Below are 22,161 nucleotides of genomic sequence, written 5' to 3' on the forward strand. Positions count from 1 at the left end.
GTCCGGATCGGCGTGGATGACCGACATCGACCCGGCCACCGGTCTCGGCTACCTCACCGCCGTCGAGTCCGGCGCCGGTAACGGCTACGTCGTCGGGCCGCCGCTCAGCGCCGAGTCCGAGCAGCTCTACGAGGCGGCCGACCGCGGCACGCGCTGACCGCTCGTCTCACTTGCTGAGCGCCGCAGGCGCCGACTCCGCCAACCTCCGCTCTCCGGCCGGCTACCGGATCGGGCTGTTGATCAAATTGCCGCAACACTGGCGTGATCTGCAGATTCTCACCCGCGGACCAGTGGTCGTCGGGGTCGATTCCGGCGCTTGTCGCGTGGTTTCGTTTCCCGAGAAGTCCCGTCGAGCTCCGTGGCGATCGACGGCCAGGTCGCACGCTGTGATGGGGCAGTAACACCTTGCGGCCCGCAACCGACCATACGGTCGCGTTCCGGACAGCCAGTCGCACGGGCGCGCTCCCCCTACTACTCCCCTCAGAACGCGAGTCCGACGGTGGCATCTCAGGAGACCTCGACCGACAAGAAGCAGGAGGGTAACCCCCTTCTCGGATGTGGGTGCCTATTGGTCATCCTGTTCCTCATCGGTGGCCTCGCTGCATCGTGCCTGGGCGGTTCCGACGAGCCTTCGGACCAGGCGCTTCCGACCGCGGCAGCTCCGCCGACAACGACGACTGCCGCCCCGCCCACCACCTCGGCGGCGCCGACCACGGCCTACAACGCTCCTGCTCCCGCACAGCCCATCGCCGACCGTGACTGCGCGGATTTCAGCTCACAGACCGACGCTCAGGCTGCGCTGCTCCCCGGCGACCCCGAGCAGCTAGATCCGGACAACGATGGCGTGGCGTGTGAGAACCACACCTACGGTTCGGACAACAGCTCACCGGACACCTATGTGCCGGCTCCGCGGGCGCCGGCGGACGATGACAGCAGCAGCGGCGGCACCCGACCGCGATCGGGCAACTCCGGACACCCGTGCCTGCCGGGCGAGCGCGACGGAGACAACGACGGGTACTGCGGCGAAGGATGACGACCACGCTGCGGCCAGCGGGGCGTGCCCGTACCTCCCCCCTTCCCCCCTCGTACAGGCCACTCCGCTCGTCGCAAGTCAGGGGCAAGGGTGGCGCCGCCATCGCGGAGCGACGCCGAAGGCGCCCTTGCGGCCGGCACCACGACGTGGACACTTCTCCGGCAGAGGGAGATGCTGAGACCTATGACGACCTTCCGAAAGGACGATGGGGCGTAGGCGCCCTACGCGGGGCCAGCAGTTCTATCGTCGCCCCGTCTCAAGTTCGGGGACTTCCCCCGCGGACGATCCAGGCTCTGGACCAGGTCGCCGAACCCGAGCTCAGCGCAGCCGCTGTTGCGGACGCCCTGGATCAGTGGCGCTGGTACATCGAGATTCCTGTCGGACCTCGACGCCTGGAGAAGGACCCCTACGACGAGTGGGTGGGCGAGTCCGCTCGCATCAGGCTCGACGCCGCGGTGGCGGCCCTACCTGTACGTGAGGCTCGGCCGCTTCGCCGGATGGTCGCCGCACTCGACCGGCGATTCCTGTCGGCGACCGTGCCCGATCCGTCAGTGCCCGCGGGGGCGCCGTGGTGGCAGCGACGTGACTGGTTCTGACCGTTCCCTGGGGCACGACGCCGCACATCGCCGGTGAGGCCGGGCAGACGGCCACGGCACCGCGAACGGGCCGGAGGTGTAGTGAGCGAGCGCGTCACTGTCCGGAAGATCAGTGACCAGCTCGACCACTCCACGATCAGCATGACCCAGGACCGCCATCTCGGCCGTCGACTCACCGACCGTCAGACCGCCGAGGTGTTGGAAGGGTTGTTCGACCCACCCGACGAAAAGTGACCCAAAGGATCCCTTGATCTTGTTCGCCACCAGTCAGCGACGCTGTGACCTGGTGTTGTGTGGGCCCCCGGGGGATCGAACCCCGAACCCGCGGAGACAAGATCCACTACTTCCGGCGATGCTCGACGTTCGCCGTTACCTCTTGTGTGCTGCACTGACTCGCTGCCTCGTCTTCTACCGGCGACGGCCCGTCGTCGGCTTCTGCTGTTGATTTCCGGGGGTTACCGGGGGGCGAGCCCGCCCCCTGCATCTTCCGAGTGCCACCCCGTCGACAGTGAGATGGACCATGCAGGCGGCACCGCCTTCGTTCGGGTCTGACCCACCGTCGGCTGCCGCGGACTCCCGGTTCGTTGTGTTTGTCGGGACCGGTCGGCCCTGGTGGGGTGGCGCTGCCTGACTGTGCTGAGGGGCCGGGCGGCGTGACTTGATAGGAGCCTGTGCGAGAGGCACCCACTACTGTCCTGACCGTTTCGAGCTCTAACAGATCTTGGTCGCACTACCGGCGTCTTCGTCGTCCTGGCCGCCTCCAGAGGTGCCGGGCACGGGTCAACCCTGAAACGCCGAAGGCGCGCGCAGCGGGGTTGACCGGGGCACGGCACCTCGGACAATCACCATCCGACGAAGACCCACCACCAGCCCCTAGCATCACGAGTCCGGAACTTCAGTGGATGGCGCAGATGGTCTCGACCCATATATCGACGGCAAGGGTGGGGCGTGCATGTCTCGAGTCTGCTAACTGCGAGTTCGGCCATCCCTAGAATTAGTTGTTCTGCCACAAATGGGGCGCGGTCAGGTCGCGCCGCCGACCAACCGACTCAACTTTGATGCGACCTGCGCGACCGCGTATGGAGCGGTGTGGGTAAGCAGGTGCCCGGCATCGGGCACGACAGTGGTGCTGCAATGCAGCAACTTCTGTGCGGGATCGGCCAACCGGTGCGGGCCGTAAATCCGGTCGCGCGCGCCCACCACGACCTGGCAAGGCGTGTTCCGCCAAGCTGACAGCACCGGATTCGGCAACGGGGCGGGAGCCAGACTGCTCCGCACGTGCTCTGGCACCAGCGTCATCCACTCCGTTAGCTGGTTCGCGTCGAGGATCGCGGCTCCGCTCGCCATCGTCGCGAGCAGCCGCCCGGCCCGGGGCCGTGTGGGGCGCAGCAGCCATGGAAGCGTCGCTGCGAGCGTCCTCACGTCGACCCGAGCACCGACCAGACCGGCCGGTACAACCAGTATCAGTCCCCCGATGTGTGGGCCGGGCTCGGCGCAGAGGGCGACGGCGGCTCCGAGGGATTCCCCGATCACCAGCGGCGGCTGGCCGGAGCCACTGATCTCTCCGAGGACGTGGGCCAACCAGCGTCGGTGCTGCGCGACGAGGTTGTCTTGCAGTCGTGTCCCGCAGCTCAGCCCTGGCTGCCCCGGCAGGTCGACGGTGGTGACCCGGAACGCCCCGGCGAGCGCCGCGATCAACGGCGTCGATGTCGCCGCACCGAAGTTCGTCCCCGGCAGCAGGACCACATTCGGCCCCACTCCCACCGTGGTCAGGTGTGTTGGCCCGAGCGGAGTCGCGACTGTTCTCAGGTCTGCCGTCGGCAGGACACGTTCGAGCTCGTGCGTGCACCAGTCCTGGATCACCTGGCGCCCGGATGCGGATCGGTAAATCTCCATGTCAGCCCTCTCGACGGCAGCGTCCACTGTTCGCCGACCAGACTTCCCGGCACACCGAACGCAGTATATCTCTCGCGGACGCCCCTGAACGGACACCGGGTATCAAGATCCTGCTAAGGCGGCTCTTGCCGCCTCCCGAAGCGAGTAGCGTGAAGAAGAGGGGAAAGTCCCAGGCCAGGACTGTGAGCGGACCACCGGCCGGCCTCGTCGACGAGAGGCGCTGCCGAACCGATCGTCAGGGGTCCGGCGTCCCATGGGTTCCGCCGTCTACACTCCCGGCCCATGAGCACCGCATGCGTACTGCGCGCCATAGCGTGGCTCGTCCCGCACCCGGGCACCAACGGTCACCCAACATCGTGGGGCCCGATGCTGGCCGGCGTGGCTCCGGACGCCTGAGCCCCTCTCGCGCCGCTCGGCGGACCTGCTTAGAGCGGCCACCTGCTCGTGGGGTCGCTTGTCCGGCCCGGCCGGGCTGTCTCCGTGACGGACGTCGGACCGGTCCGCCACCCCGCCCGACGTCCCGGGAAGAGGATTCGTGTCGTTGTTCCCCGTGCTAGTCACCGCATGGGTACTGGTGCTGGTCGTGCCGGTGCTGGGCGCACGGCTCGGGACCCGTGCCGGCTGGGTCGCCGCCGCCGTGCTGGGCGCGCTCACCGTCGTGGTCGCCACCGGTCCTGCCTCGTCGCCGGATTCCGTGGACGAGGTCCTTCCCTGGATCCCGGCCGTCGAGGTAATGCTGCGGCTGCGGATGGACGGCCTGGGCACACTCTTCGCCCTGCTGGTACTCGGTATCGGCGCGGTGATCATGGCCTACTCGACGTCCTACGTGACCGAGGAACGCTCCGGCGGGTTCTACACACTGATGACGGCGTTCGCCGCGGCGATGCTGACCCTGGTGCTGGCGGACGACCTGGTGTTGCTCTTCGTCGCGTGGGAGATCACGACGATCTGCTCCTACCTGCTCATCCTGCGGGTGGGCCCGAGAGGCCGCGAGCCGGCCGCCCGGACCCTGCTGATCACTGTGTCGGGCGGGCTCGCGCTGCTCGCTGCTGTGTGCACGATCGTGGTGCGCACCGGCACGACACAGCTGTCGGTCGCGCTCGCCGACCCGGCGTGGGGAACCGACCCGGTGTTCGCCGGCGTGGTCGCCGTGCTCGTGGCGATGGCGGCGATGACGAAGGCGGCACAGTTCCCGTTCCACTCGTGGCTTCCGGATGCGATGGTCGCCCCTGCCCCGGTGAGCGCGTACTTGCACGCGGCGGCCATGGTGAAGGCGGGAATCTACCTGCTGATGCGGTTCTCCGGAGCGGCCGCGGCCTCGCCGGTGTGGCCCTGGCTGCTGGTGACGGTCGGGGTCGTCACGGCCCTGCTCGGCGGGGTGTTCGCGTTGCAGCGGCACGACCTCAAGGAGCTTCTCGCGTACTCCACCGTCAGTCAGCTCGGTCTGTTGGTGGCGGTGATCGGAATCGGAACCCCCACGGCCCTGCTCGCGGCGAGCGCACACGTGGTGGCACACGCGCTGTTCAAGTCGGCCGGGTTCATGACGGTCGGCCTGCTCGAACGCCGGGCGGGCACCCGGGACCTGCGCGAGCTGCGCGGCCTGTTCCGTGCGATCCCCTGGACGGCGTCGATGATCGTGCTCACCGCGCTGAGCATGGCCGGGATCCCGCTCACCCTGGGCTTCGTCTCCAAGGAGTACGTGCTCGACGCCGCGCTGACCGCCGGCACCGGGCCGGGCACGCTCGCTGCTGCCGGTCTCGGAGCGGCGGCGGTGCTGACCGTCGCCTACAGCGCCCGCCTGGTCGTCCCGGTCATGTTCGGACCGGCCGCCGATCTGCGCCCCGGCGGCGGAGCCCGAACCATGGCCGGAACCGTCACGGTGACCGCTCTCGCAGGCGGAGTCCTCGGGCCCGCAGCGAGCGCCCTCGATCCACTGCTCGGCACCTCCGCGGCGGCCTCGCTCCAGGTCCCGCCCGCAGCGATCGACGGCTTCTACGTGTGGCACGGGCTCAACCCGGCGCTGCTCGTCTCCGCACTGGCCATCGCCATCGGCGCCGGGCTGGTCCTCGCACGTGGGCGTGTCGACCGGTTCCTCGCCCGCCCGCTGTGGCCGTTCACCGGCGTCAGCGCCGTGGAGAGGCTGCGCACCGGGATCATCGAACTCGGCCGCGTCACCGGCCGCCCCACCGCCGGCGACGCACCTGCCCGGCACCTGCTCGTCCCGATTTTGCTGATCGCGTTGGCCGGCACCGTCGCCGTCGGGCTGCGGGCCGGCGACATCGCCGCCGCACCCGGCACGTCCGACGCGTCCGACGTGCTGCTCCTGCTGCTCAGCGCCTGCGGGATCGGGGCCGTCCTGATGGCGCGCAACCGGCTCGCCGCGGTCCTGGGAGCCGGGGTGGTCGGGTTCTCGGTGGCCCTGTGGTTCTTCGGCCTCGGTGCCGCGGACGTCGCCCTCACCCAGCTCCTGGTCGAGGTGCTGACGGTGGCGGTGATCGTGCTGATCCTGCGGCGCCTCCCTCGCGGCTTCCCGGCGGGGACCGGCGGCGCCCGTCGTACCGTCACGCGCGCGGTGCTCGCGGTCGGTGCGGGGGTCGCCGCGACCACCGCGACCCTGGTATCGACCGGGTGGCGGGGCCCGTCCGCGGCGTCGACGTGGTTCCTGGCCGAGGCGCAGGAGCAGACCGGTGGCAGCAACGTCGTCAACACGATCCTGGTCGACTTCCGTGCACTCGACACCTTCGGCGAGCTCGTGGTGCTCGCGCTGGCTGCCCTGGTGATGACCGCGCTGCTCGACGCGCGCAGGCCGCAGCCCCTTCAGGTGACCGACGCTCCGGCCGCTCCGGTGACCGATCCCCGCGCGAACGCGATCTTCCTGCGCACGGCGGCGAAGGTGCTCGTCCCGTTCCTGCTGCTCGCCTCCGTGTACGTGCTGCTCCGGGGGCACAACGCTCCTGGGGGAGGGTTCATCGGCGCGCTCATCGGCGCCTCGGCGCTGGTACTGGCGTATCTCGCCGCGCCGTCCGACGCCACCGGCCGGGTCCGGCTGCCGTTCCTCCTGGTGGCCGGAATGGGCGCCGTCGTCGCGGCGGCGACCGGGCTGCTCGGCCTGCTCGACGGCTCCTTCCTACGTCCGCTGCACGCCGACGTCCTCGGCGTCCACCTCTCCACCGCGCTGGTGTTCGACGTCGGGGTGTACCTGGCGGTCCTGGGCGTGGTGGTCGCCGGGCTGAACCTGCTCGGCGCACCGCCGGAGGACGACGAGCCCGATCCCCGTCTGCCGCCCGACCGGTCCGAGGTGGGCCACGCGTCCGAGGAGGTCTCGCGATGATCCTCGCCCTGACGATCGGACTTCTCGTCGCAGGAGCCGCCTACCTCATGCTCGACCGCAGCTACCTGCGGGCAGTGCTCGGTTTCCTGATGCTCGGCCACGCCGTCAATCTGCTGCTCTTCGCCTCCGGCGGGATCCAGCGCCGCGGCGAGCCCCTGGAGGGCACCGACCCGGCCGCGGCGGCCGACCCGCTGCCACAGGCGTTCGTGCTCACAGCGATCGTGATCGCCTTCGCGATCACCGTCGTCATGCTCGTGCTCGCCGTGACCGGGCGGCCCGGTGACGACACCGCCGACCGGGAACGTCCGGCCGTACGATCGGAGCCGGCCCGATGACGTCCGCCGCCCTCCTCCCCCTGCTCGTCGGGCTGCCGCTGGGTGCCGCCGGCCTCACCGCGCCGGCCAGGGCCGGCGCGCTGTGGGCCCGCGTCGTCCTGATCGGGTTGCTCGGTGCGAATCTCGCCGCCGGGATCGCGCTCGTCGCCGCCACCTCCGGCGGCGTGGTGCTGGCCGAGCCGGTCGGTGCCTGGCCCGGCGGGATCGCGATCCCGTTCGTCGCGGACGCGCTGTCGTCGCTGATGCTGACGGTGACCGGACTGCTCGCGCTGGTGTGCACCGCTTTCGGGCTGATGACCGGGCCCGGAGCCGCGCGGTTGTTCCCGCCCCTGGTCCTGGCGTTGGTCGGCGGGGTCAACGGCGCTCTGTTGACCGCGGACCTGTTCAACCTGTTCGTCTTCATCGAGGTCATGCTCCTGCCCTCGTACGGGCTCCTGGTCCTGGCCCGGCGCAGGCAGGGGACCCTGCGCTCGGTCAGCGGCACCCGGCTCTACGTCGCGTTCAACCTGTTCGTCTCCACCGTCTTCCTCGCCGGCGTCGCACTCGTCTACGGCACCGCCGGGACGGTCAACCTGGCCGAGCTCGCCGGAGCAGCACAGGAGTCCGGGACCGTCGCGGCCGCGGCCGGAATCTGCCTGGCCGCGCTGTCGATGAAGGCTGCCGTCGTCCCCGTCCACGGGTGGCTCGCCCGCGCCTACCCTTCGACCTCGCCCGCGGTCACGGCGCTGTTCTCCGGGCTGCACACCAAGGTCGCGATCTACGCGATCTACCGCATCTACGCCGTCGTGTTCGACGGCGAGACCCGCTGGCTGTGGATCGGCGTCGTGCTGTTCTCGGCGACGATGCTCGTCGGTGTCCTCGGAGCGGTCGGCGAGTCCACGATGCGCTCGATCCTGGCCTTCCACATGGTCAGCCAGATCGGCTACATTCTGCTCGGCGTCGCCCTGTTCACCCCGCTCGGGCTGGCAGCGGGCATCTTCTACCTGCTGCACCACATGATCGTGAAAGCGTCGCTGTTCCTGTCCACGGGCGCGGTCGAGGAACGGCACGGAACCGGCGCGCTGGACGGGATCCGGGGCGTCGCCCGCCGCGATCCGCTGTTGGTCGCGGCGTTCGGCGTGGCTGCCCTGTCGCTGGCGGGAATCCCGCCGTTCTCCGGGTTCGTGGCGAAGCTGACCCTGATCCTCGCCGCGCTCGACGCCGGCCAGGTCGCCGCCGCGGTCGTCGCCATCGTGGTCAGCCTGCTCACCCTGCTGTCAATGATCAAGATCTGGAACGCGCTGGTCCGCAGGCCCGACGAGGACGGCGAGCCGGCCGGTGGCGGTGGGACCGCCGTCGCGGCTCCACCGGTGCCTTCGGTGGGGCTGCGACTGACGCTGCCCGCGCTCGTGCTGGCCGCCGTGACTCTCGGCCTCGGACTCGGCGCCGAGCTGCTCTACGGACTGTCCGCGACGGCGGCGGCCGGCCTGCTCGACACCAGCGGATACGTGGAAGCGGTGCTCCGATGATCCGATCCATTGCGCGGCTGCCGCGCCTGTTCCTGTTCGGCCTGTGGTTCGCCGGCCAGGTCCTGTTCTGTTGTCGTGACGTGCTGGCCGACGTCCTCACGCCGGGCTCGTCCGCGACGCCGCGGGTGGTCAGGCTTCCCCTGGCGTCCGAGACCGGTGCCCGGGCCGCGGTCATGGGTGCACTGATCACGCTGACTCCGGGGACTCTCACCCTCGGTGTCATCGACGACCACCACGAGCTGCAGGTCCATTCGATGTACCACAAGGACGCCGAGACCGCGGTGACGGAGTTGCGCGACATGGAAGCCCGCATGCTGCGAGCGTTCGGTCCGCCACGTGAGGAGGTGCCGGTGTGATCGGGCTCGACATCGCGCTCGTCTGCTGTGGCGTGGCCGCGCTGCTCGCCGTGGTGCGGATCGTGCGCGGGCCGGACAGCGGCTCCCGTGTCATCGGTGCCGAGCTGCTCACCGTCACCGTGGTCAGTCTGATCGCACTCGGTGGTGTCCGCTCTGGCAGCACGTCGACCTTCGATCTCGTGCTCGTGGCGACCATGGTCGCATTCCTGGCCGCCGTCTCGTTCGCCCGCGCGCTCACCGGAGGTGCACGATGAGCGGGGTCCTCGCTGTCCTCGGGCAGATCGTCGCCGTCGCCGGCGGGCTCACCCTTCTCCTCGCCGCGATCGGGCTGCTCCGATTCGGCGACGTCTACATGCGGGCTTCCTCAGTCGCGACGGCCTCCGGCGTTGGGATCAGTTTGGTCATCATCGGATCGCTGCTGGTGGCGCCGGGGGTCGCCGACGTTATAAAGGCACTGCTGGCGGTCGCTCTCCAGATCGTCACCGCTGCCGTCGGCGGGATCATGGTCGCCCGTTCGGCCGTGCTCACAGACCACCCGTTCCGACCCGACACCGATATCCCCGAGGCACAGGGCCCAGTTTCCGCCACGGAGGACCCGCCATGCTGAGACGCCAACCGTCCTGGTGGTCGCACAACGGCGGTCCATTCGTTCTCCTCGCCGCGGTACTGCTCGTCGCACTGCTCGCTGCAGCGATGCGCATTTGGATCGGCCCGGACTCCTCGTCAGACTCCGGACTCCTCATCGGCCTCGTGGCGACGAGAGAGGTCCCCGACTTCGATGCGATCAGCGAACCAGCCGGTCAGGCGCACGCGATGAGCGGTACCCCTCGGGTCTATCTGCCGTGGAGTGAACAAGGGTGAACTCGGCGTCGCCGTGCTCGATGACAAAGGGTCAGCCTTGACCTGCCCGGGGTGCAAGTCAGCGACACGACTGGTGCCGAGCGTCGACAGATGAGCCGCGTCGAAGTCCATGGTGCGGGATCGCGACGGTTGACAACGTGAAATCCGCCAGGATAGCTCGAGGTCGCGGTAAGGGTGATCGCAGCCGCGCGCTGCGCGGGGACCGGCCGGAGGCCGCATGCCCCGCGCGAGCTGCTTGCGGCTGCGGCGCCGAAGGCGCCGCCTTGATACTGAACAGAGAGTCTAAACACGGCGCACGCTGCTGCCGTGTGGACGCTGGTCAGGAGGCGACGAGCTGGACGCCGTCGTGGGCGCGTGATGCCGGGGTGTCGGTGAGGGCGTCGAGGACGCGCACTGCGTAGGCGGGGTCCATCTGCTCGCGGACCTCGTCCGGGGTGAGCCAGTCGACGCGGCGAGACTCGTCGGACACGGTGGGCGTTCCGCCGGTGGGGCGGCAGCGGAAGACCAAGGCGACGATTCCTCGTGGCAGGTTCTTGTAGGCGCCTGTGAGTCGTTCGACCTCGACGGCGACGCCGGTCTCTTCTGCGACCTCTCGGGCGACGCCTTGCTCGAACGTCTCTCCCAGTTCCAGGACACCGCCGGGCGGCTCCCAGTGGGAATTGTCGCGCCGCTGAATCACCAGGATTCGGCCATCGTCGCGTACAACGATTCCGGCCACGCTCACTGAATGCTTAGGCGTGTCGGACATTTCGCCGCCTCCCGATGCTTGCGAACATGCTTGCCAGGATATGCTAGCGCCTCGTCTGGACGACTGGAGGAGTCGAGTGCAGCTTGGGGAGCTTGACCGGCAGGATGGCCGGCCACCGTATCGGCAGATCGCGGACCACCTGCGGTCTGCGATCGACGGCGGTGACCTGCGCCCTGGCGACCGGCTGCCCTCTGAGGCTGAGCTGACTCGGCACTACTCGGTGGCTCGGATGACGGCGCGTCAGGCGATCCAGGAGCTGCGCACGGAGGGGCGCGTCGTGGCCGAGCACGGACGTGGGGTGTTCGTGCGAATGCCCGCCCCGGTGCGGCGGCTGGCCTCCGACCGGTTCGCGCGCAAGCACCGGGATGCCGGGCAGGCGGCGTTCCTCGCCGAGGCGGACAAGGCCGGTGTGCGGCCGTCGGTCGATCAGATCGAGATCAGCCGCACCACCCCCCCGACCGACGTCCGGGAACGCCTGCGCCTGTCCGATGACGAGCGGGTCGCAGTCCGGTCCCGGCGCTACCTGGCCGACGACCGGCCGATCGAGGTCGCAACGTCGTTCCTGCCCCTGACGATCGCCGAGGGCACCGCGATCCTGGAAGCCAACACCGGCCCCGGCGGCATCTACGCACGCCTGGAAGAGACCGGGCACGTACTCGACCACTTCGTCGAGGAAGTCACCGCGCGGATGCCCACCGCTGACGAACGCCGCCGGCTCGACCTCCCCGACGGGGTCCCGGTCCTGGTCGTCGTGCGCACCGCCTACGACACCGCCGGAACCCCGGTCGAGGTCTGCGACACCGTCAAGGCGGCCCCCGCGTACGTGCTGGAGTACGACGTCCCCGCACGCTGACCAGCGGAATCCGAGCGCAGACAGACAACCTGTTGCGACTCGTCTAGACGTGCTCTACTCTCGACATCACTCCCCTAGACGTCCAGTCATGGGGCTGCGAGAGGAGAAGACGATGAGGGATCTTCCGGTGGTGCTCGATGGTTACAAGCTCACGGTGGTGGAGCCGCCCGCGCCCAAGACCCGGCAGGACTCGAACGGTGCGGAGGTGCCGGTGACCGATCGGGATGGGGTGGCGCAGTTCGTGGTGTCGCTTTTCGCGAAGCTGCAGCCCCAGGCCGGGCAGCGGGTGCCGAAGGGTGAGGAGATCAAGGTGACCCTCACGACCGACCCCGGTGACGGTTTCCCGGAGGACGTGCGGGTGCAGCTGATCGACCCGAAGATCAGCCCGTATGCGATCGAGTCGCCGGATGGGCGGACGGTGTCGGGGATCTCGTTCAAGGCGATGGGCCTCAAGCACGCCCACCCGTCCCCGGTGCCGTCGCGGCGGGGCAAGGACGACGGGGGCGAGCAGTGACCCGGCCTGCGCTCCGGCGGTCGTCGATGGTGGTCGTGTACGCCCACGTCGACCCGGAGACCGACTTCCCGGCGCACTACTACCCGGGCGAGGACCGGGTCACGGTCGACGTGGCGAAGCCGGGCGGCTCGGTGACGCTGTTCCTCGACCACACCGAGCTGGCCCGCTTCCGCGACACCCTGGGCGAGATCGAGCGCGAACTCGCCGCCCGCGCCACCGACATGAACACCGCCGACCCCATCGGCGAGTCGACCGCCTGAGCGGTCTCATATCTGGCCGGATCGTTTCCGGCCCTGTCTGAGTAAATCCCAGTAATTCCGATGCGGGGACATCTGTGTCCGCAACCAGGAGTGCCAACTGCGATGACATGTATGGAATGCGGCGGAAGTCGCGGGTGTGACGAGTGCGGCGGATACGGCACTCATGAATTCGACCGGATCTGTCGTGAGTGTGAGGGCTCCGGGGTGTGCCGTCACTGCACGGGCCTGGTGGATCTGTCAACCGAACCGGTGCCGAACACGAGCAGGGAGTTCTGATGAACACGGCCAAGACGAACACGGCCCCGCGGCCGCGGGTGACGACCGGTGTCGGGCGGCTGGTGCGGCGGTTGGAGATCGAGCGGCGCCGCTGGTCCCGCACCGAGACCCCGGCCATCCCGACCGAGCAGGCATGGCGCGCCGGGGTCGCCGAGGGCCTCCGGCTGGCGCAGCTCGCGATCCGCAAGGGCGTCTGAACCATGGCGATCAACCTGGGTCCGCGAGACCGGATCAAGACACTCCCCAAGGTCAACCGGCGCGCACTGCGCAAGTACGGCGAATTCTGGCGGGCCCTGCAGCTCGTCGGGGACGCCCTGTCGGAGGCGGAGAAGGTCGCCGCCAAGTCCACCGACGCCGGCAGAGGCAAGCGCAGCGGCCGGGCCGACAAGGGGGCTTCAGCCAAGGCCAACGGCGAGGGCAAGCACTGGTCGGTCGCGTCGCCGGACGAGATCGCGGTGTCGGCGAAGAAGGCCCACGGCTCCCTGCGCGTCATGGCCGCCTCGGCGAAGAAGTGGGAAGCAGAACTCATCTCCCGCGAATGGAGAAAGTGACATGTCGAAAGCTGTCGACCGGACCGTGGAGGAACTCGACGCGGCGATGCGGGAGCTTCGCCGGAGTCTGCATGGGATTCCGTATCGGACGGGTGGGTTCAAGAACACCCACGACAATCTCGCCCGCGATGTCGCCACTCTGACCGTTCATCTGGATTCGGCGCGCGGCGCGTTGCGCGAACAGAAATGACATCCACGGGTAGTGGGGTCGCCCGCCGCACTGATTCTTGGCGGAAACACACGGCGGACGGCCCCTGCTACCCGACACACAGTGGTGAGGACTGGTAGCAGTGAACAAGCGTAGTAGCTCGGCAACACGCATCAACGGGCCCTCGCGGCAGCGGACGGGCCGGACCCGCCCTCCCGGGCGTGAGGTGCAGGCGGCGGCGTGGCTGGCCCGGCATCCCGGGTTCGTCATCGCCCCGCTGATCGGGCTCGGCCTGACCCTGACCCTCGGCGCGCTCGTCACCACGGCCGTGGTCGTGGGCCTGGCGCTCGGTCTCGTCGTGTGGGGCCGTGCGCATCCGGCGACCTTCGACCGGTACGCGACCCCTCGGCTGCGGGCGACCTGGCGTCGCTGGACGGTCTACCGGGGCAACCGCTGGGCCCGGCTGATGTCGGACTGCGGGCTGACCCGCGAACACCGCCACACCGGCGACACCCTCGTCCCGCGCGTGCTGCGGGTGCGGTCGTACTCGCCGACCATCGACACCGTCTACGTCCGCCTCGTCCGCGGCCAGGACGTCGCGTTCTGGCAGGAACGCGCCCCCGTGCTGTGGGAGGCCCTGATCGCGCACCGGGTGGCGATCACCCGCCACCGCCCGGGCGTGGTCGCGATCGTCATCGAGTGGGAGCTCCCGTTCACCCGGACGATCCCGGCACCGGACATCCCGGAGCAGGCCGATGACGTTGACCTCGGGGCGGTGGAGATCGGCGACAACGAACGCGGGGAACCCTTCGTCGCGCCGGTGATCGGCGGACACCGGCTCGTTGCCGGAGCCTCCGGATCAGGCAAGGGCTCTGTGCTCTGGTCCACGCTGCGCGGGGTCGGGCCGTGCATCCGCGACGGCCTCGTGCGGGTCTGGATGATCGATCTCAAGGGCGGGGTGGAGACCGAGCAGGGCGCCCCGCTGTTCCACCGCTACGCCACCAGCATGGGCGACGCCCTCGAACTCCTGACCGAGTTCCGCGACAGCATGCGGGACCGGCAGGACGACATGCGCGACCAGAACATCCGCGCCTGCACGCCCTCGGCGGGGACGCCGGTGGAGCTGCTGGTCATCGACGAGATGGCCATGCTCACCGCCTACGGCGACCGCTCCGCCGTGCGTGAGGCGTTGCGGCTGCTGGCTGAGGTGATGACCCAGGGGCGGGCGTCGCTGTTCACCGTGCACGGCTACCTCCAGGAACCGTCTAAGGACGTCCTGGATGTGCGGGAGCTGTTCACCCAACGCATCTGCCTCGGCGTCACGGCCGCCTCGCACGTCGACATGGTGCTCGGCGAGGGAGCCCGGGAGCGGGGCGCGCTGGCCGATGAGATCCCTGGGGATGCCCGGCATGCGGGGATCGGGTTCGTCATCGACAAGGGCTCCCGCATGCCCGTTCGCTTCCGGGCCGCGTTCGTCACCGACGACGAGATCGCGGAACTCGTCTTCCGCGCCACCCCGCCGGCCAACCCGGACGCCCAGGTCATCGACATGCCCGACCAGGACGGCTCCACCGATGACGAGCGGGGTGCGGCGTGATGGGTACAACGACCCTGTGGGCGCTACGGACCTGGGCCCGCCTGACGCTCCTGCTCGCGTTGCTGGTCGGCGGGCTGTGGCTCTACCTGGGCACCGGCTCGGGCTGGTTCTGGACCGCCGTCGCCGTCGCTGTCGTCACCGAGTACTACGTGATCCGGCAGCTCGCTCGTGAATGGGCCTGGGACGCCCGCGCCACCTGGTGGTGGTCCGCATGACCGACACCGTGCAGCACAGCCTGTTCGGCGACCCCGTCACAGTCGCCACTGACGACCACGCACCCGCCGCGACACAGGACCCGCGTGACGTCGCCCGCATCGTGCGGTCCGCCCAGGACCCGGGGTTCTTCGTCATCGAACGCACCGGACGCGTCCTGCGCGCCGACCCCTCCCGACCCGGCTGCGCCGACGCGATAGCTCGGCACGACGGGGACACCGTCGCCCAGCTCCTGGACTCCGGTCACCTCACGCTCGGGGGGAGCCACCACATCCACCACGGCGGGCACGAGGGACCGGCCCGATCAGTGCTGGTCCCGAAGGCGACCCGGGACATGGTCAGCCGCTGGGACCACCTCCGGCCTGTCCCAGAACAGCGCCAGCCGAAGCAGGCACCAAAGCCGGTCCGGATGAACAGCAGCGGCGTGATCGGCGTCTACGTCGTCGAACCCGGCAAGGCCCTCGTGGTCCTGGCCAGCAACGGCCAGGGCGGCACGATCCTGCGCGACGGGGGCCGGTACCGGGTCGAGAACGACCACGGCACCCAGATCGGCCACGCCTCGTCCTACAGGGCCGCCGCTCGGATCGTCGCCCGTCACCACGGGTTCACACCCGGCCCCGTCGAGATCGAGTACGAACACCGCCAGTACGGCCGATAGATCCGGCCCGGCCCCGCCGCGTGAGAACAGCCCCCGGCGGGGCCGGAGCCACCACCTCCATCGCTACGTCTCGTCTTCGTGCCCCCTTGGGAGGGATGCCGTCATGACGGCTGCCACGACACCGCTCGACCAGCACGACCACGACCTGTCCCACCTGATCCAGTCCGAGGGCTTCCAGCAGTGGCGCAGCGCCGTCACCGCCCTCGGCGGCTGCACCGCCCCCATCCACCTCACCGGAACCTCGACGATCGCGACCCGCGACGGCACCGTCCTCACCCACCGCGAAGGCGACATCCTCGCCCCCTGCGGCAACCGCCGCGCCTCGGTGTGCCCGGCCTGCTCGGACCGCTACGCCTCCGACGCCTACCACCTCATCCGCGCCGGAATGGCAGGCGGCAAAGGCCTCCCCGACACCGCCGCACAACATCCGCGACTGTTCGTCACACTCACTGCCCCCTCGTTCGGGCCAGTCCACACCCGACGGGTCACCGCCCGCGGGCTCGTCGTCCCCTGCGCCTGCGGGGACAAGCACCGCCACAGCGAAGACCCTCGCATCGGCACGGCGCTCGACCCGACGACGCACGACTACACCGGCGCGATCCTGTGGCAGGCCCACGCCGGGAAGCTGTGGAACCGCTTCGCCATCCGGCTCCGACGCATCCTCGCCGGGATCCTCGGCGTGAAAGTCCGGGAGTTCCGCGACCACGCACGGCTGTCCTACGCGAAGGTCGCCGAGTACCAGCGACGCGGCCTGGTCCACTTCCACGCCGTCGTCCGACTCGACGGACCCGACGGACCGACCACCGCCCCGCCCGCCTGGATCACCGGCGACGCGCTGACCCTCGCGATCCGCGACGCGGCCGGTGATGTGTCGCTGGTCGTCGATCGGCCCGACGGCACCCCGTTGGCGCTCGGGTGGGGTCGTCAGGTCGACGTCCGACCGATCACCTCCACCACCACGGCCGCGCTCGAGAACGACGACGGCCAGATCACCGACGCCGCCCTGGCCGCCTACGTTGCGAAGTACTCGACCAAGGGCACCGGCAAGAGCGAGGCCACCGACCGGCCGATCCGCGACATCACCCACCTGCGCTACCTCGACATCACCGACCACCACCGACGACTCATCGAGACCGCATGGGAGCTCGGCGGACACGAGCAGTACGAGGAACTGGGCCTGCGCCGGTGGGCACACATGCTCGGCTTCCGCGGGCACTTCCTCACCAAGTCCCGCAACTACTCCACCACCTTCGGCGCCATCCGCAGCGAACGCCGCACCTACCGGCTCGGGCAGACGTTGGCCGGCCTCGACGCCGCCGTCGACGTCGGCGCGGTCCTGGTCGTCAACGACTGGCACGTAACCCAGTTCGGGCACCGCAACGACGCCGAACGCGAGATCGCCCTGGGCATCGCCGAACGACGGCGCGAACAACGACGCGCCCGCACCACCGATCGCACAGCCAGCACCGAGCACGGGAGGACGTCATGACCGGGATGGAGAAGCTGTGGGGCGTCAAGGAGGTCGCCGAGTACCTCGGTATCCCGGTCCAGACGCTCTACCGGTGGCGGTGCCAGGGCTACGGCCCGCGTGGTCGCCGGATGGGCAAGCACGTCCGCTACATCCCCGACGACGTCCGGGAGTGGGTCGTCTCTCTTCGAGACGAGGTCGCCTGATGGGCCGCCCTCCGCTGCCCATCGGTACACATGGCCGCATCCGGATCTACCAGCTCGGCCCCAAGCGGTTCCGGGCACGGACGAGCTACCGGGATCACGATGGTGTCGTGCGCGATGTCGAGCGCACCGCACAGAGTCGGGCGGCGGCAGAAAACGCGCTACGGATAGCCCTGCGCGACCGCGGCCGCGTCTCCCGAGGTGGGGAGATCAACCGCGACTCCACCGTTGCCGAGGTCGGTGAGCTGTGGCTGGCGGAGATCGACCGGGCCGTGCGCCTGGGCAAGCGCTCGCCGACCACCTCGGAGGCGTACCGCTACCGCTGGGATCGCCACGTCCGGGACGGGCTCGGGATGCTCCGGGTCCGGGAGCTGACGGTGTCCCGGCTCGACCGCCTCGTCGTCCAGGTCCACGACCGCTACGGCGTGGGTGCGGCCAAGACCACGCGCACGGTGCTGAGCGGCCTCGTCGGCCTGGCGGTCCGGCACGACGCGCTCGACCGCAACCTCGTCCGGGACGTCCGGCGGATCGAGAACGCGACGTCGACGGCACGCTCGCTCACCACGGCGCAGGCCGTCGACCTGCGGGCGAAGATCAGCGCCGACCCGAAGAGCCGCGAGTGGGACCTGGTCGACTTCACCGACTTCATGCTCGCCACCGGCCTGCGGATCGGGGAGGCAGCGGCGGTGACCTGGCCTGCGCTCGATCTCGACGCGGGAACCGTCGAGGTCCGCGGCACGGTGGTCCGGGTCAAGGGCGAGGGCCTGCAGATCAAGCCCCGGCCGAAGAGCAAGAGCGGGTATCGCACCTTGGAGCTGCCTGCCTGGGCGATCGCGATGCTCCGGCGACGACGCGCCGAATCCGTGCCGAACGACTGGGACGTCGTGTTCACCGCGCCGCTCGGCGGTCTGCGCGATCCTTCGAACACCCAATCCGACCTGCGCAAGATCTTCGACCGGGCCGGGTACGAGTGGGTCACCTCGCACGTCTACCGCAAGACCGTCGCCACGCTCATGGACGAGGCAGGGCTGACCGCCCGCCAGGCCGCCGACCAGCTCGGGCACGCCAAGGTGTCGATGACGCAGGACAACTACTTCGGCCGGAAGATCGCACAGACCGGCGCCGCGAACGTCCTGGAGATTTTCAGCAATCCTGGGGGTAAACCGGGGGTGGATCTTGACGAGGATGCGGCATCAGGTGCTTGACCTGGGAGAATGTGGGCCCCCGGGGGATCGAACCCCGAACCCGCGGATTAAAAGTCCGCTGCTCTGCCGATTGAGCTAGAGGCCCCAGAAACCACCCCGACCGACGCCGGGGCGGAACCGCCGCCGGATGATCTGTCCCCCCGGACGGTCTCGGCGATCCCGGGTCACATCGTACAGCCGGGCGGCACCGATCTCGTCAATGCGACACCTCCGGACGGGGAGGTGCCGGCTACTCGCCGCGGCTCTCGATCGCCTCGGTGAGCTCCCGCTTCCACGCCTCGCGCTCGTCCGGGTGATTGCGGCCCATGTCGGAGATGCAGTCCGCGCAGCGCCCGACGATCGTCAGGAGCGCCCCGGTGGAGCAACGGACGCAGCTGACCGGCTCGGCGACCGCGTCCAGCGGGTCGGGGAGATCCTCGGTGCGCTCGACCACGTCGGTAGTCACGCGGCAACGGTAGCGGACACCCGACCCGGTGGATCCGGGCCACGACGGCGTGGCGGATCCGGCCCGAAAGTCCGGTTCGGCGCACCATCGGGGCATGAGGTTCCGACGTACGACCACCCGGCTCGCGATGCTCGGCGCGGCCGCGCTCCTCGTCACCGCCTGCGGCGGCAACGGGAACGGCGACGACCAGCAGGCCGAGGCCACGGCCGGGCAGACCGTCCAGGTCTCCGCCACGTTCGCCGAGGGCGGCGAGGGTCCCGCCTACACCTACGACACCGAGCTCGTCCCGGTGGGCGCGACCGTCGAGGTGACGAGCGAGGAGAGCGAGGGCTCGACGACGACCACGCTGCGGGTGACCGGCCTCCAGCCGAACCGCACGTACGGCTCGCACGCGCACACCCAGGCGTGCACGCCCGAGGACGGCGCCGACGCCGGCCCGCACTACCAGTTCTCCGAGGACCCGGTCACGCCGAGCGTCGACCCGGCGTACGCGAACCCGCAGAACGAGATCTGGCTCGACGTCACCACCGACGGGACCGGTGCCGGCGAGTCGACGAGCACCGTCCCGTGGACCTTCCCGGACGACCGCCGCGCGGAGTCGGTGATCCTGCACGAGGAGCCCACCGCGACCCACGCCGGGCACGCCGGCACCGCCGGTGGGCGCCCGGGCTGCGTGACCGTCGACTTCTGATCCGTCCCCCGTCGGCGGGCGGGGCGCGACGCGCGGGACGCACCTGGGACAATCGTCGGTGTGACCGTGCAGTACGCCCCCGCCCGTCGCGGCCGCGTGCTGCCACCGTTGCGGATCGGCCCCTATGCGGTCGACACGCCGGTGGTGCTCGCACCGATGGCCGGTATCACGAACGCCGGCTTCCGCCGTCTGTGCCGGGAGCAGGGCGCCGGCTACTACGTCTGCGAGATGATCACCGCCCGCGGGCTGGTGGAGAAGAACCCGCTCACCTTCCGCATGATCGCCTTCGACGGCGACGAGCACCCCCGTTCGATGCAGCTCTACGGCGTCGATCCGGCGTCGATGCGCCGGGCCGCCGAGATGATCGTCGAGCGCGATCTCGCCGACCACATCGACATGAACTTCGGCTGCCCGGTCCCGAAGGTCACCCGTCGCGGCGGCGGCGCCGCGCTGCCGTTCAAGCGGAAGCTGTTCGAGCGGATCGTGCGGGCCGCGGTCGAGGGGGCGGGCGACCGGCCGGTCACCGTCAAGATGCGGATCGGCATCGACGACGAGCACCACACCCACCTCGAGGCCGCCCGGATCGCGGTCGACTCCGGCGCGGTCGCCGTCGCACTGCACGCCCGCACCGCGTCCCAGCGGTACTCCGGCGCCGCGGACTGGAGCGCGATCGCCCGGCTGCGCGAGGCCGTGCCGGCGCACGTCCCGGTGCTCGGCAACGGCGACATCTTCTCCGCGCAGGACGCGCTGGACATGGTCGCGCGCACCGGGTGCGACGGCGTCGTGGTCGGCCGGGGCTGCCTGGGTCGGCCGTGGCTGTTCGGCGACCTGGAGGCGGCGTTCGCCGGGCGCGAGCTGCCCGCCCCGCCGAACCTCGGCCAGGTCGCGGCGACCCTGCGCCGGCACGCCGTGCTGCTCTGCGAGCACATGGGCGACCACAAGGGCATCCGCGACGTCCGCAAGCACGTCGCCTGGTACCTCAAGGGCTTCCCGGTCGGCTCGGACCTGCGCCGCAGCCTGGGCATGGTCACCTCGATCGGGCATCTCGACGACCTGCTGGCCGAGCTGGACCCGCACGAGCCCTTCCCGGCGGACGCCGACGGCCCGCGTGGCCGTCAGGGCTCCCCCGGCCGGGTGGTGCTCCCGGAGCACTGGCTCGACGACCCGGACGACCCGTCCGTCCCCTTCGGTGCGGACGTGGAGCACTCCGGCGGCTGATCATCGAGTGTCCGGGCCACCCCGGGGCGACGGGTCCGTCCCCGGGCCGGGGGAACCGGACACGCCGAACGGGTACTGAATCATCATGCGTCTCAAGCACCACAATCGTCGCACCGATAACACCGGTGATGATCGACGAGACGGGAGGTGGACGGTGACCGACACGGCCTGGACGGTGCGCAACCTGGTGCGCTCCGCACGGCGCGCGGCGCTGCCGCCCACCGACGTCGCCCCCGATCCCGGGATCGGTGACGTCCCGCCGACGACGCCCACCGCCCGGGCCGCGCTGCACACCGCCGCCGCGGAGCGGCTCGCCGCCCACGACCGGTTCGAGCAGGCGTATCTGCACCTGCGCGAGGCGGTCCGGCTGCTGAACGGCGCCGCGGTGGTCGAGGACGAGCTGGACCGGCTGCGGCGCGAGCACGCCGAGGCGCACGAGCAGAGCCGCCGGGACAGCCTGACCGCCTCCTACAACCGGCGCTACCTGGACGAGACGCTCGCCGACCTGCTCGGCGCCGACCGGCAGGTCTGCCTGGCGCTCGCCGACATCGACCACTTCAAGCTGGTCAACGACACCCACGGGCACCCCTTCGGCGACCGGGTCCTGCAGCGGATCGTGCTCGAGCTCGGCCGGGCGCTGCCCCGGGGCGCGTTCTGCGCCCGGTACGGCGGCGAGGAGTTCGCCCTGGTGCTGCCCGGTCTCGGCCCGGACGAGGGCGTCGCGGCCTGCGAGGCGGCCCGCGAGCGGGTGGCCGCGCACGACTGGTCCGAGCTCCACCCCGAGCTGCGGATGACGATCAGCATCGGCATCGCGCACACCGGCCCCGGGGACGCGGCGGTGGACCCGCTGGTCGCCGAGGCCGACCTGCTGCTCTACACGGCCAAGCAGGCGGGCCGCAACGCCGTCGCGCACCGTGGCCCGGGCGGTCGCGTGGTGCTCGCCGGTGCGGCATCCGGACGCAGGTCGATCCCCCAACCGGACGCACACGGCGGCCGCCCCGGGCCACCGTCCCCGCTGACGGCTGAATAGACTCACCGCGCAGGATCCGGTCGTCCGCGTCCCCCGACACGGACGGCGAGCGCGCCGGGAACGGCCGCGCGAGGAGGAGGCCCGGTGCAGGACGGCGACGACGACGGCCACCGGCCCCGGCGTACCCGCCGCAGGGCCGACGCCGCCGATCCGCCGGACCAGCCCGC

The 22,161-nt window shown here is 70.4% G+C and carries 27 protein-coding genes and 1 tRNA gene; 24 read left to right on the plus strand and 4 right to left on the minus strand.

The genetic code is table 11. The annotated features are described in order from the left end of the window. Positions 1-16 precede the first annotated feature (16 nt). From ABD160_RS20285 to ABD160_RS20295, 3 genes are all read left to right on the plus strand, one after another. Complete coding sequence (locus ABD160_RS20285) at positions 17-157, plus strand: hypothetical protein (RefSeq protein ID WP_344024799.1); 141 nt, start codon at positions 17-19, stop codon at positions 155-157. Positions 158-568: 411 nt separating this feature from the next. Next, positions 569-1,033 carry an excalibur calcium-binding domain-containing protein gene (locus ABD160_RS20290; protein ID WP_344024801.1) on the plus strand — a complete coding sequence of 155 codons (465 nt, stop codon included), beginning with the start codon at positions 569-571 and terminating at the stop codon, positions 1,031-1,033. A 677-nt stretch (positions 1,034-1,710) separates the two neighbouring features. After that, positions 1,711-1,863, plus strand: a complete 153-nt coding sequence (locus ABD160_RS20295; protein ID WP_344024803.1) for a hypothetical protein — start codon at positions 1,711-1,713, stop codon at positions 1,861-1,863. A 789-nt stretch (positions 1,864-2,652) separates the two neighbouring features. Here ABD160_RS20295 and ABD160_RS20300 read toward each other — a convergent pair. After that, positions 2,653-3,525 (minus strand): alpha/beta fold hydrolase, encoded by an 873-nt coding sequence (locus ABD160_RS20300; RefSeq protein ID WP_344024805.1) that lies wholly within the window; start codon positions 3,523-3,525, stop codon positions 2,653-2,655. 535 nt (positions 3,526-4,060) lie between these two features. Here ABD160_RS20300 and ABD160_RS20305 point away from each other — a divergent pair. From ABD160_RS20305 to ABD160_RS20330, 6 genes are read left to right on the plus strand one after another with little or no spacing between them, the layout of a single operon-like run. Beyond that, positions 4,061-6,856, plus strand: a complete 2,796-nt coding sequence (locus ABD160_RS20305; protein ID WP_344024807.1) for a DUF4040 family protein — start codon at positions 4,061-4,063, stop codon at positions 6,854-6,856. Next, positions 6,853-7,191 (plus strand): sodium:proton antiporter, encoded by a 339-nt coding sequence (locus ABD160_RS20310; RefSeq protein WP_344024809.1) that lies wholly within the window; start codon positions 6,853-6,855, stop codon positions 7,189-7,191. Before ABD160_RS20305 ends, ABD160_RS20310 begins: the two co-directional genes overlap by 4 nt. Further along, positions 7,188-8,699 (plus strand): monovalent cation/H+ antiporter subunit D family protein, encoded by a 1,512-nt coding sequence (locus ABD160_RS20315; protein WP_344024811.1) that lies wholly within the window; start codon positions 7,188-7,190, stop codon positions 8,697-8,699. The genes ABD160_RS20310 and ABD160_RS20315 overlap by 4 nt, the downstream gene beginning before the upstream one ends. Next, on the plus strand, positions 8,696-9,055 hold the full coding sequence (locus tag ABD160_RS20320) for a Na+/H+ antiporter subunit E (RefSeq protein WP_344024813.1): 360 nt from the start codon (positions 8,696-8,698) through the stop codon (positions 9,053-9,055). Before ABD160_RS20315 ends, ABD160_RS20320 begins: the two co-directional genes overlap by 4 nt. Next, positions 9,052-9,309 (plus strand): MrpF/PhaF family protein, encoded by a 258-nt coding sequence (locus tag ABD160_RS20325; RefSeq protein ID WP_344024815.1) that lies wholly within the window; start codon positions 9,052-9,054, stop codon positions 9,307-9,309. Before ABD160_RS20320 ends, ABD160_RS20325 begins: the two co-directional genes overlap by 4 nt. Next, complete coding sequence (locus tag ABD160_RS20330; protein ID WP_344024817.1) at positions 9,306-9,662, plus strand: cation:proton antiporter; 357 nt, start codon at positions 9,306-9,308, stop codon at positions 9,660-9,662. Before ABD160_RS20325 ends, ABD160_RS20330 begins: the two co-directional genes overlap by 4 nt. Before the next feature lie 573 nt (positions 9,663-10,235). On the opposite strand, the gene ABD160_RS20335 is transcribed toward ABD160_RS20330, so the two are convergent. Further along, positions 10,236-10,634 (minus strand): NUDIX domain-containing protein, encoded by a 399-nt coding sequence (locus ABD160_RS20335; RefSeq protein ID WP_344024821.1) that lies wholly within the window; start codon positions 10,632-10,634, stop codon positions 10,236-10,238. A 106-nt stretch (positions 10,635-10,740) separates the two neighbouring features. On the opposite strand from ABD160_RS20335, the gene ABD160_RS20340 reads away from it, so the two are divergent. The 12 genes from ABD160_RS20340 to ABD160_RS20395 all read left to right on the plus strand — a co-directional run bounded on the left by ABD160_RS20340 (position 10,741) and on the right by ABD160_RS20395 (position 18,610). After that, positions 10,741-11,517 carry a GntR family transcriptional regulator gene (locus ABD160_RS20340; RefSeq protein WP_344024823.1) on the plus strand — a complete coding sequence of 259 codons (777 nt, stop codon included), beginning with the start codon at positions 10,741-10,743 and terminating at the stop codon, positions 11,515-11,517. A gap of 112 nt (positions 11,518-11,629) precedes the next feature. Then, positions 11,630-12,031, plus strand: a complete 402-nt coding sequence (locus ABD160_RS20345) for a hypothetical protein (protein ID WP_344024825.1) — start codon at positions 11,630-11,632, stop codon at positions 12,029-12,031. Continuing rightward, complete coding sequence (locus ABD160_RS20350) at positions 12,028-12,291, plus strand: hypothetical protein (protein ID WP_344024827.1); 264 nt, start codon at positions 12,028-12,030, stop codon at positions 12,289-12,291. The genes ABD160_RS20345 and ABD160_RS20350 overlap by 4 nt, the downstream gene beginning before the upstream one ends. Before the next feature lie 275 nt (positions 12,292-12,566). Then, on the plus strand, positions 12,567-12,764 hold the full coding sequence (locus ABD160_RS20355; protein WP_344024830.1) for a hypothetical protein: 198 nt from the start codon (positions 12,567-12,569) through the stop codon (positions 12,762-12,764). A gap of 3 nt (positions 12,765-12,767) precedes the next feature. Continuing rightward, positions 12,768-13,118 carry a hypothetical protein gene (locus ABD160_RS20360; RefSeq protein ID WP_344024832.1) on the plus strand — a complete coding sequence of 117 codons (351 nt, stop codon included), beginning with the start codon at positions 12,768-12,770 and terminating at the stop codon, positions 13,116-13,118. 1 nt (position 13,119) lies between these two features. Then, entirely contained in the window at positions 13,120-13,308 is a 189-nt protein-coding gene (locus tag ABD160_RS20365; protein WP_344024834.1) for a hypothetical protein, read from the plus strand. Between the two features lie 184 nt (positions 13,309-13,492). Next, positions 13,493-14,863 carry an FtsK/SpoIIIE domain-containing protein gene (locus ABD160_RS20370; protein WP_344024837.1) on the plus strand — a complete coding sequence of 457 codons (1,371 nt, stop codon included), beginning with the start codon at positions 13,493-13,495 and terminating at the stop codon, positions 14,861-14,863. Beyond that, positions 14,863-15,078 (plus strand): hypothetical protein, encoded by a 216-nt coding sequence (locus tag ABD160_RS20375; RefSeq protein WP_344024839.1) that lies wholly within the window; start codon positions 14,863-14,865, stop codon positions 15,076-15,078. Before ABD160_RS20370 ends, ABD160_RS20375 begins: the two co-directional genes overlap by 1 nt. Beyond that, the gene (locus ABD160_RS20380; RefSeq protein WP_344024841.1) at positions 15,075-15,734 is read left to right on the plus strand and encodes a hypothetical protein; all 660 of its coding nucleotides are present in this window, start codon (positions 15,075-15,077) and stop codon (positions 15,732-15,734) included. The genes ABD160_RS20375 and ABD160_RS20380 overlap by 4 nt, the downstream gene beginning before the upstream one ends. A 103-nt stretch (positions 15,735-15,837) precedes the next feature. Then, complete coding sequence (locus ABD160_RS20385; RefSeq protein WP_344024843.1) at positions 15,838-17,223, plus strand: replication initiator; 1,386 nt, start codon at positions 15,838-15,840, stop codon at positions 17,221-17,223. Further along, positions 17,220-17,408 carry a helix-turn-helix transcriptional regulator gene (locus ABD160_RS20390; protein WP_425563638.1) on the plus strand — a complete coding sequence of 63 codons (189 nt, stop codon included), beginning with the start codon at positions 17,220-17,222 and terminating at the stop codon, positions 17,406-17,408. Before ABD160_RS20385 ends, ABD160_RS20390 begins: the two co-directional genes overlap by 4 nt. Positions 17,409-17,515: 107 nt before the next feature. Next, on the plus strand, positions 17,516-18,610 hold the full coding sequence (locus ABD160_RS20395) for a site-specific integrase (RefSeq protein ID WP_344024845.1): 1,095 nt from the start codon (positions 17,516-17,518) through the stop codon (positions 18,608-18,610). A gap of 12 nt (positions 18,611-18,622) precedes the next feature. On the opposite strand, the gene ABD160_RS20400 is transcribed toward ABD160_RS20395, so the two are convergent. Together ABD160_RS20400 and ABD160_RS20405 are read right to left on the minus strand one after the other, a co-directional pair. Next, positions 18,623-18,695, minus strand: a tRNA-Lys gene (locus tag ABD160_RS20400). Between the two features lie 144 nt (positions 18,696-18,839). Continuing rightward, positions 18,840-19,055 (minus strand): hypothetical protein, encoded by a 216-nt coding sequence (locus ABD160_RS20405; protein ID WP_344024847.1) that lies wholly within the window; start codon positions 19,053-19,055, stop codon positions 18,840-18,842. Between the two features lie 94 nt (positions 19,056-19,149). Here ABD160_RS20405 and ABD160_RS20410 point away from each other — a divergent pair, with 94 nt between their 5' ends. The 3 genes from ABD160_RS20410 (at position 19,150) to ABD160_RS20420 (ending at position 21,994) form a co-directional block, all read left to right on the plus strand. Next, positions 19,150-19,746, plus strand: coding sequence for a superoxide dismutase (locus tag ABD160_RS20410; RefSeq protein ID WP_344024849.1), 597 nt, complete (start codon positions 19,150-19,152; stop codon positions 19,744-19,746). 60 nt (positions 19,747-19,806) lie between these two features. After that, positions 19,807-20,964: a tRNA dihydrouridine synthase DusB gene (gene dusB, locus ABD160_RS20415; protein WP_344024851.1), complete on the plus strand. Its 1,158-nt coding sequence runs from the start codon at positions 19,807-19,809 to the stop codon at positions 20,962-20,964. Between the two features lie 154 nt (positions 20,965-21,118). Further along, the gene (locus ABD160_RS20420; RefSeq protein WP_344024853.1) at positions 21,119-21,994 is read left to right on the plus strand and encodes a GGDEF domain-containing protein; all 876 of its coding nucleotides are present in this window, start codon (positions 21,119-21,121) and stop codon (positions 21,992-21,994) included. Positions 21,995-22,161 lie beyond the last annotated feature (167 nt).

The organism is Pseudonocardia kongjuensis, from assembly GCF_039526905.1.
Taxonomy (GTDB): Bacteria; Actinomycetota; Actinomycetes; order Mycobacteriales; family Pseudonocardiaceae; genus Pseudonocardia; species Pseudonocardia kongjuensis.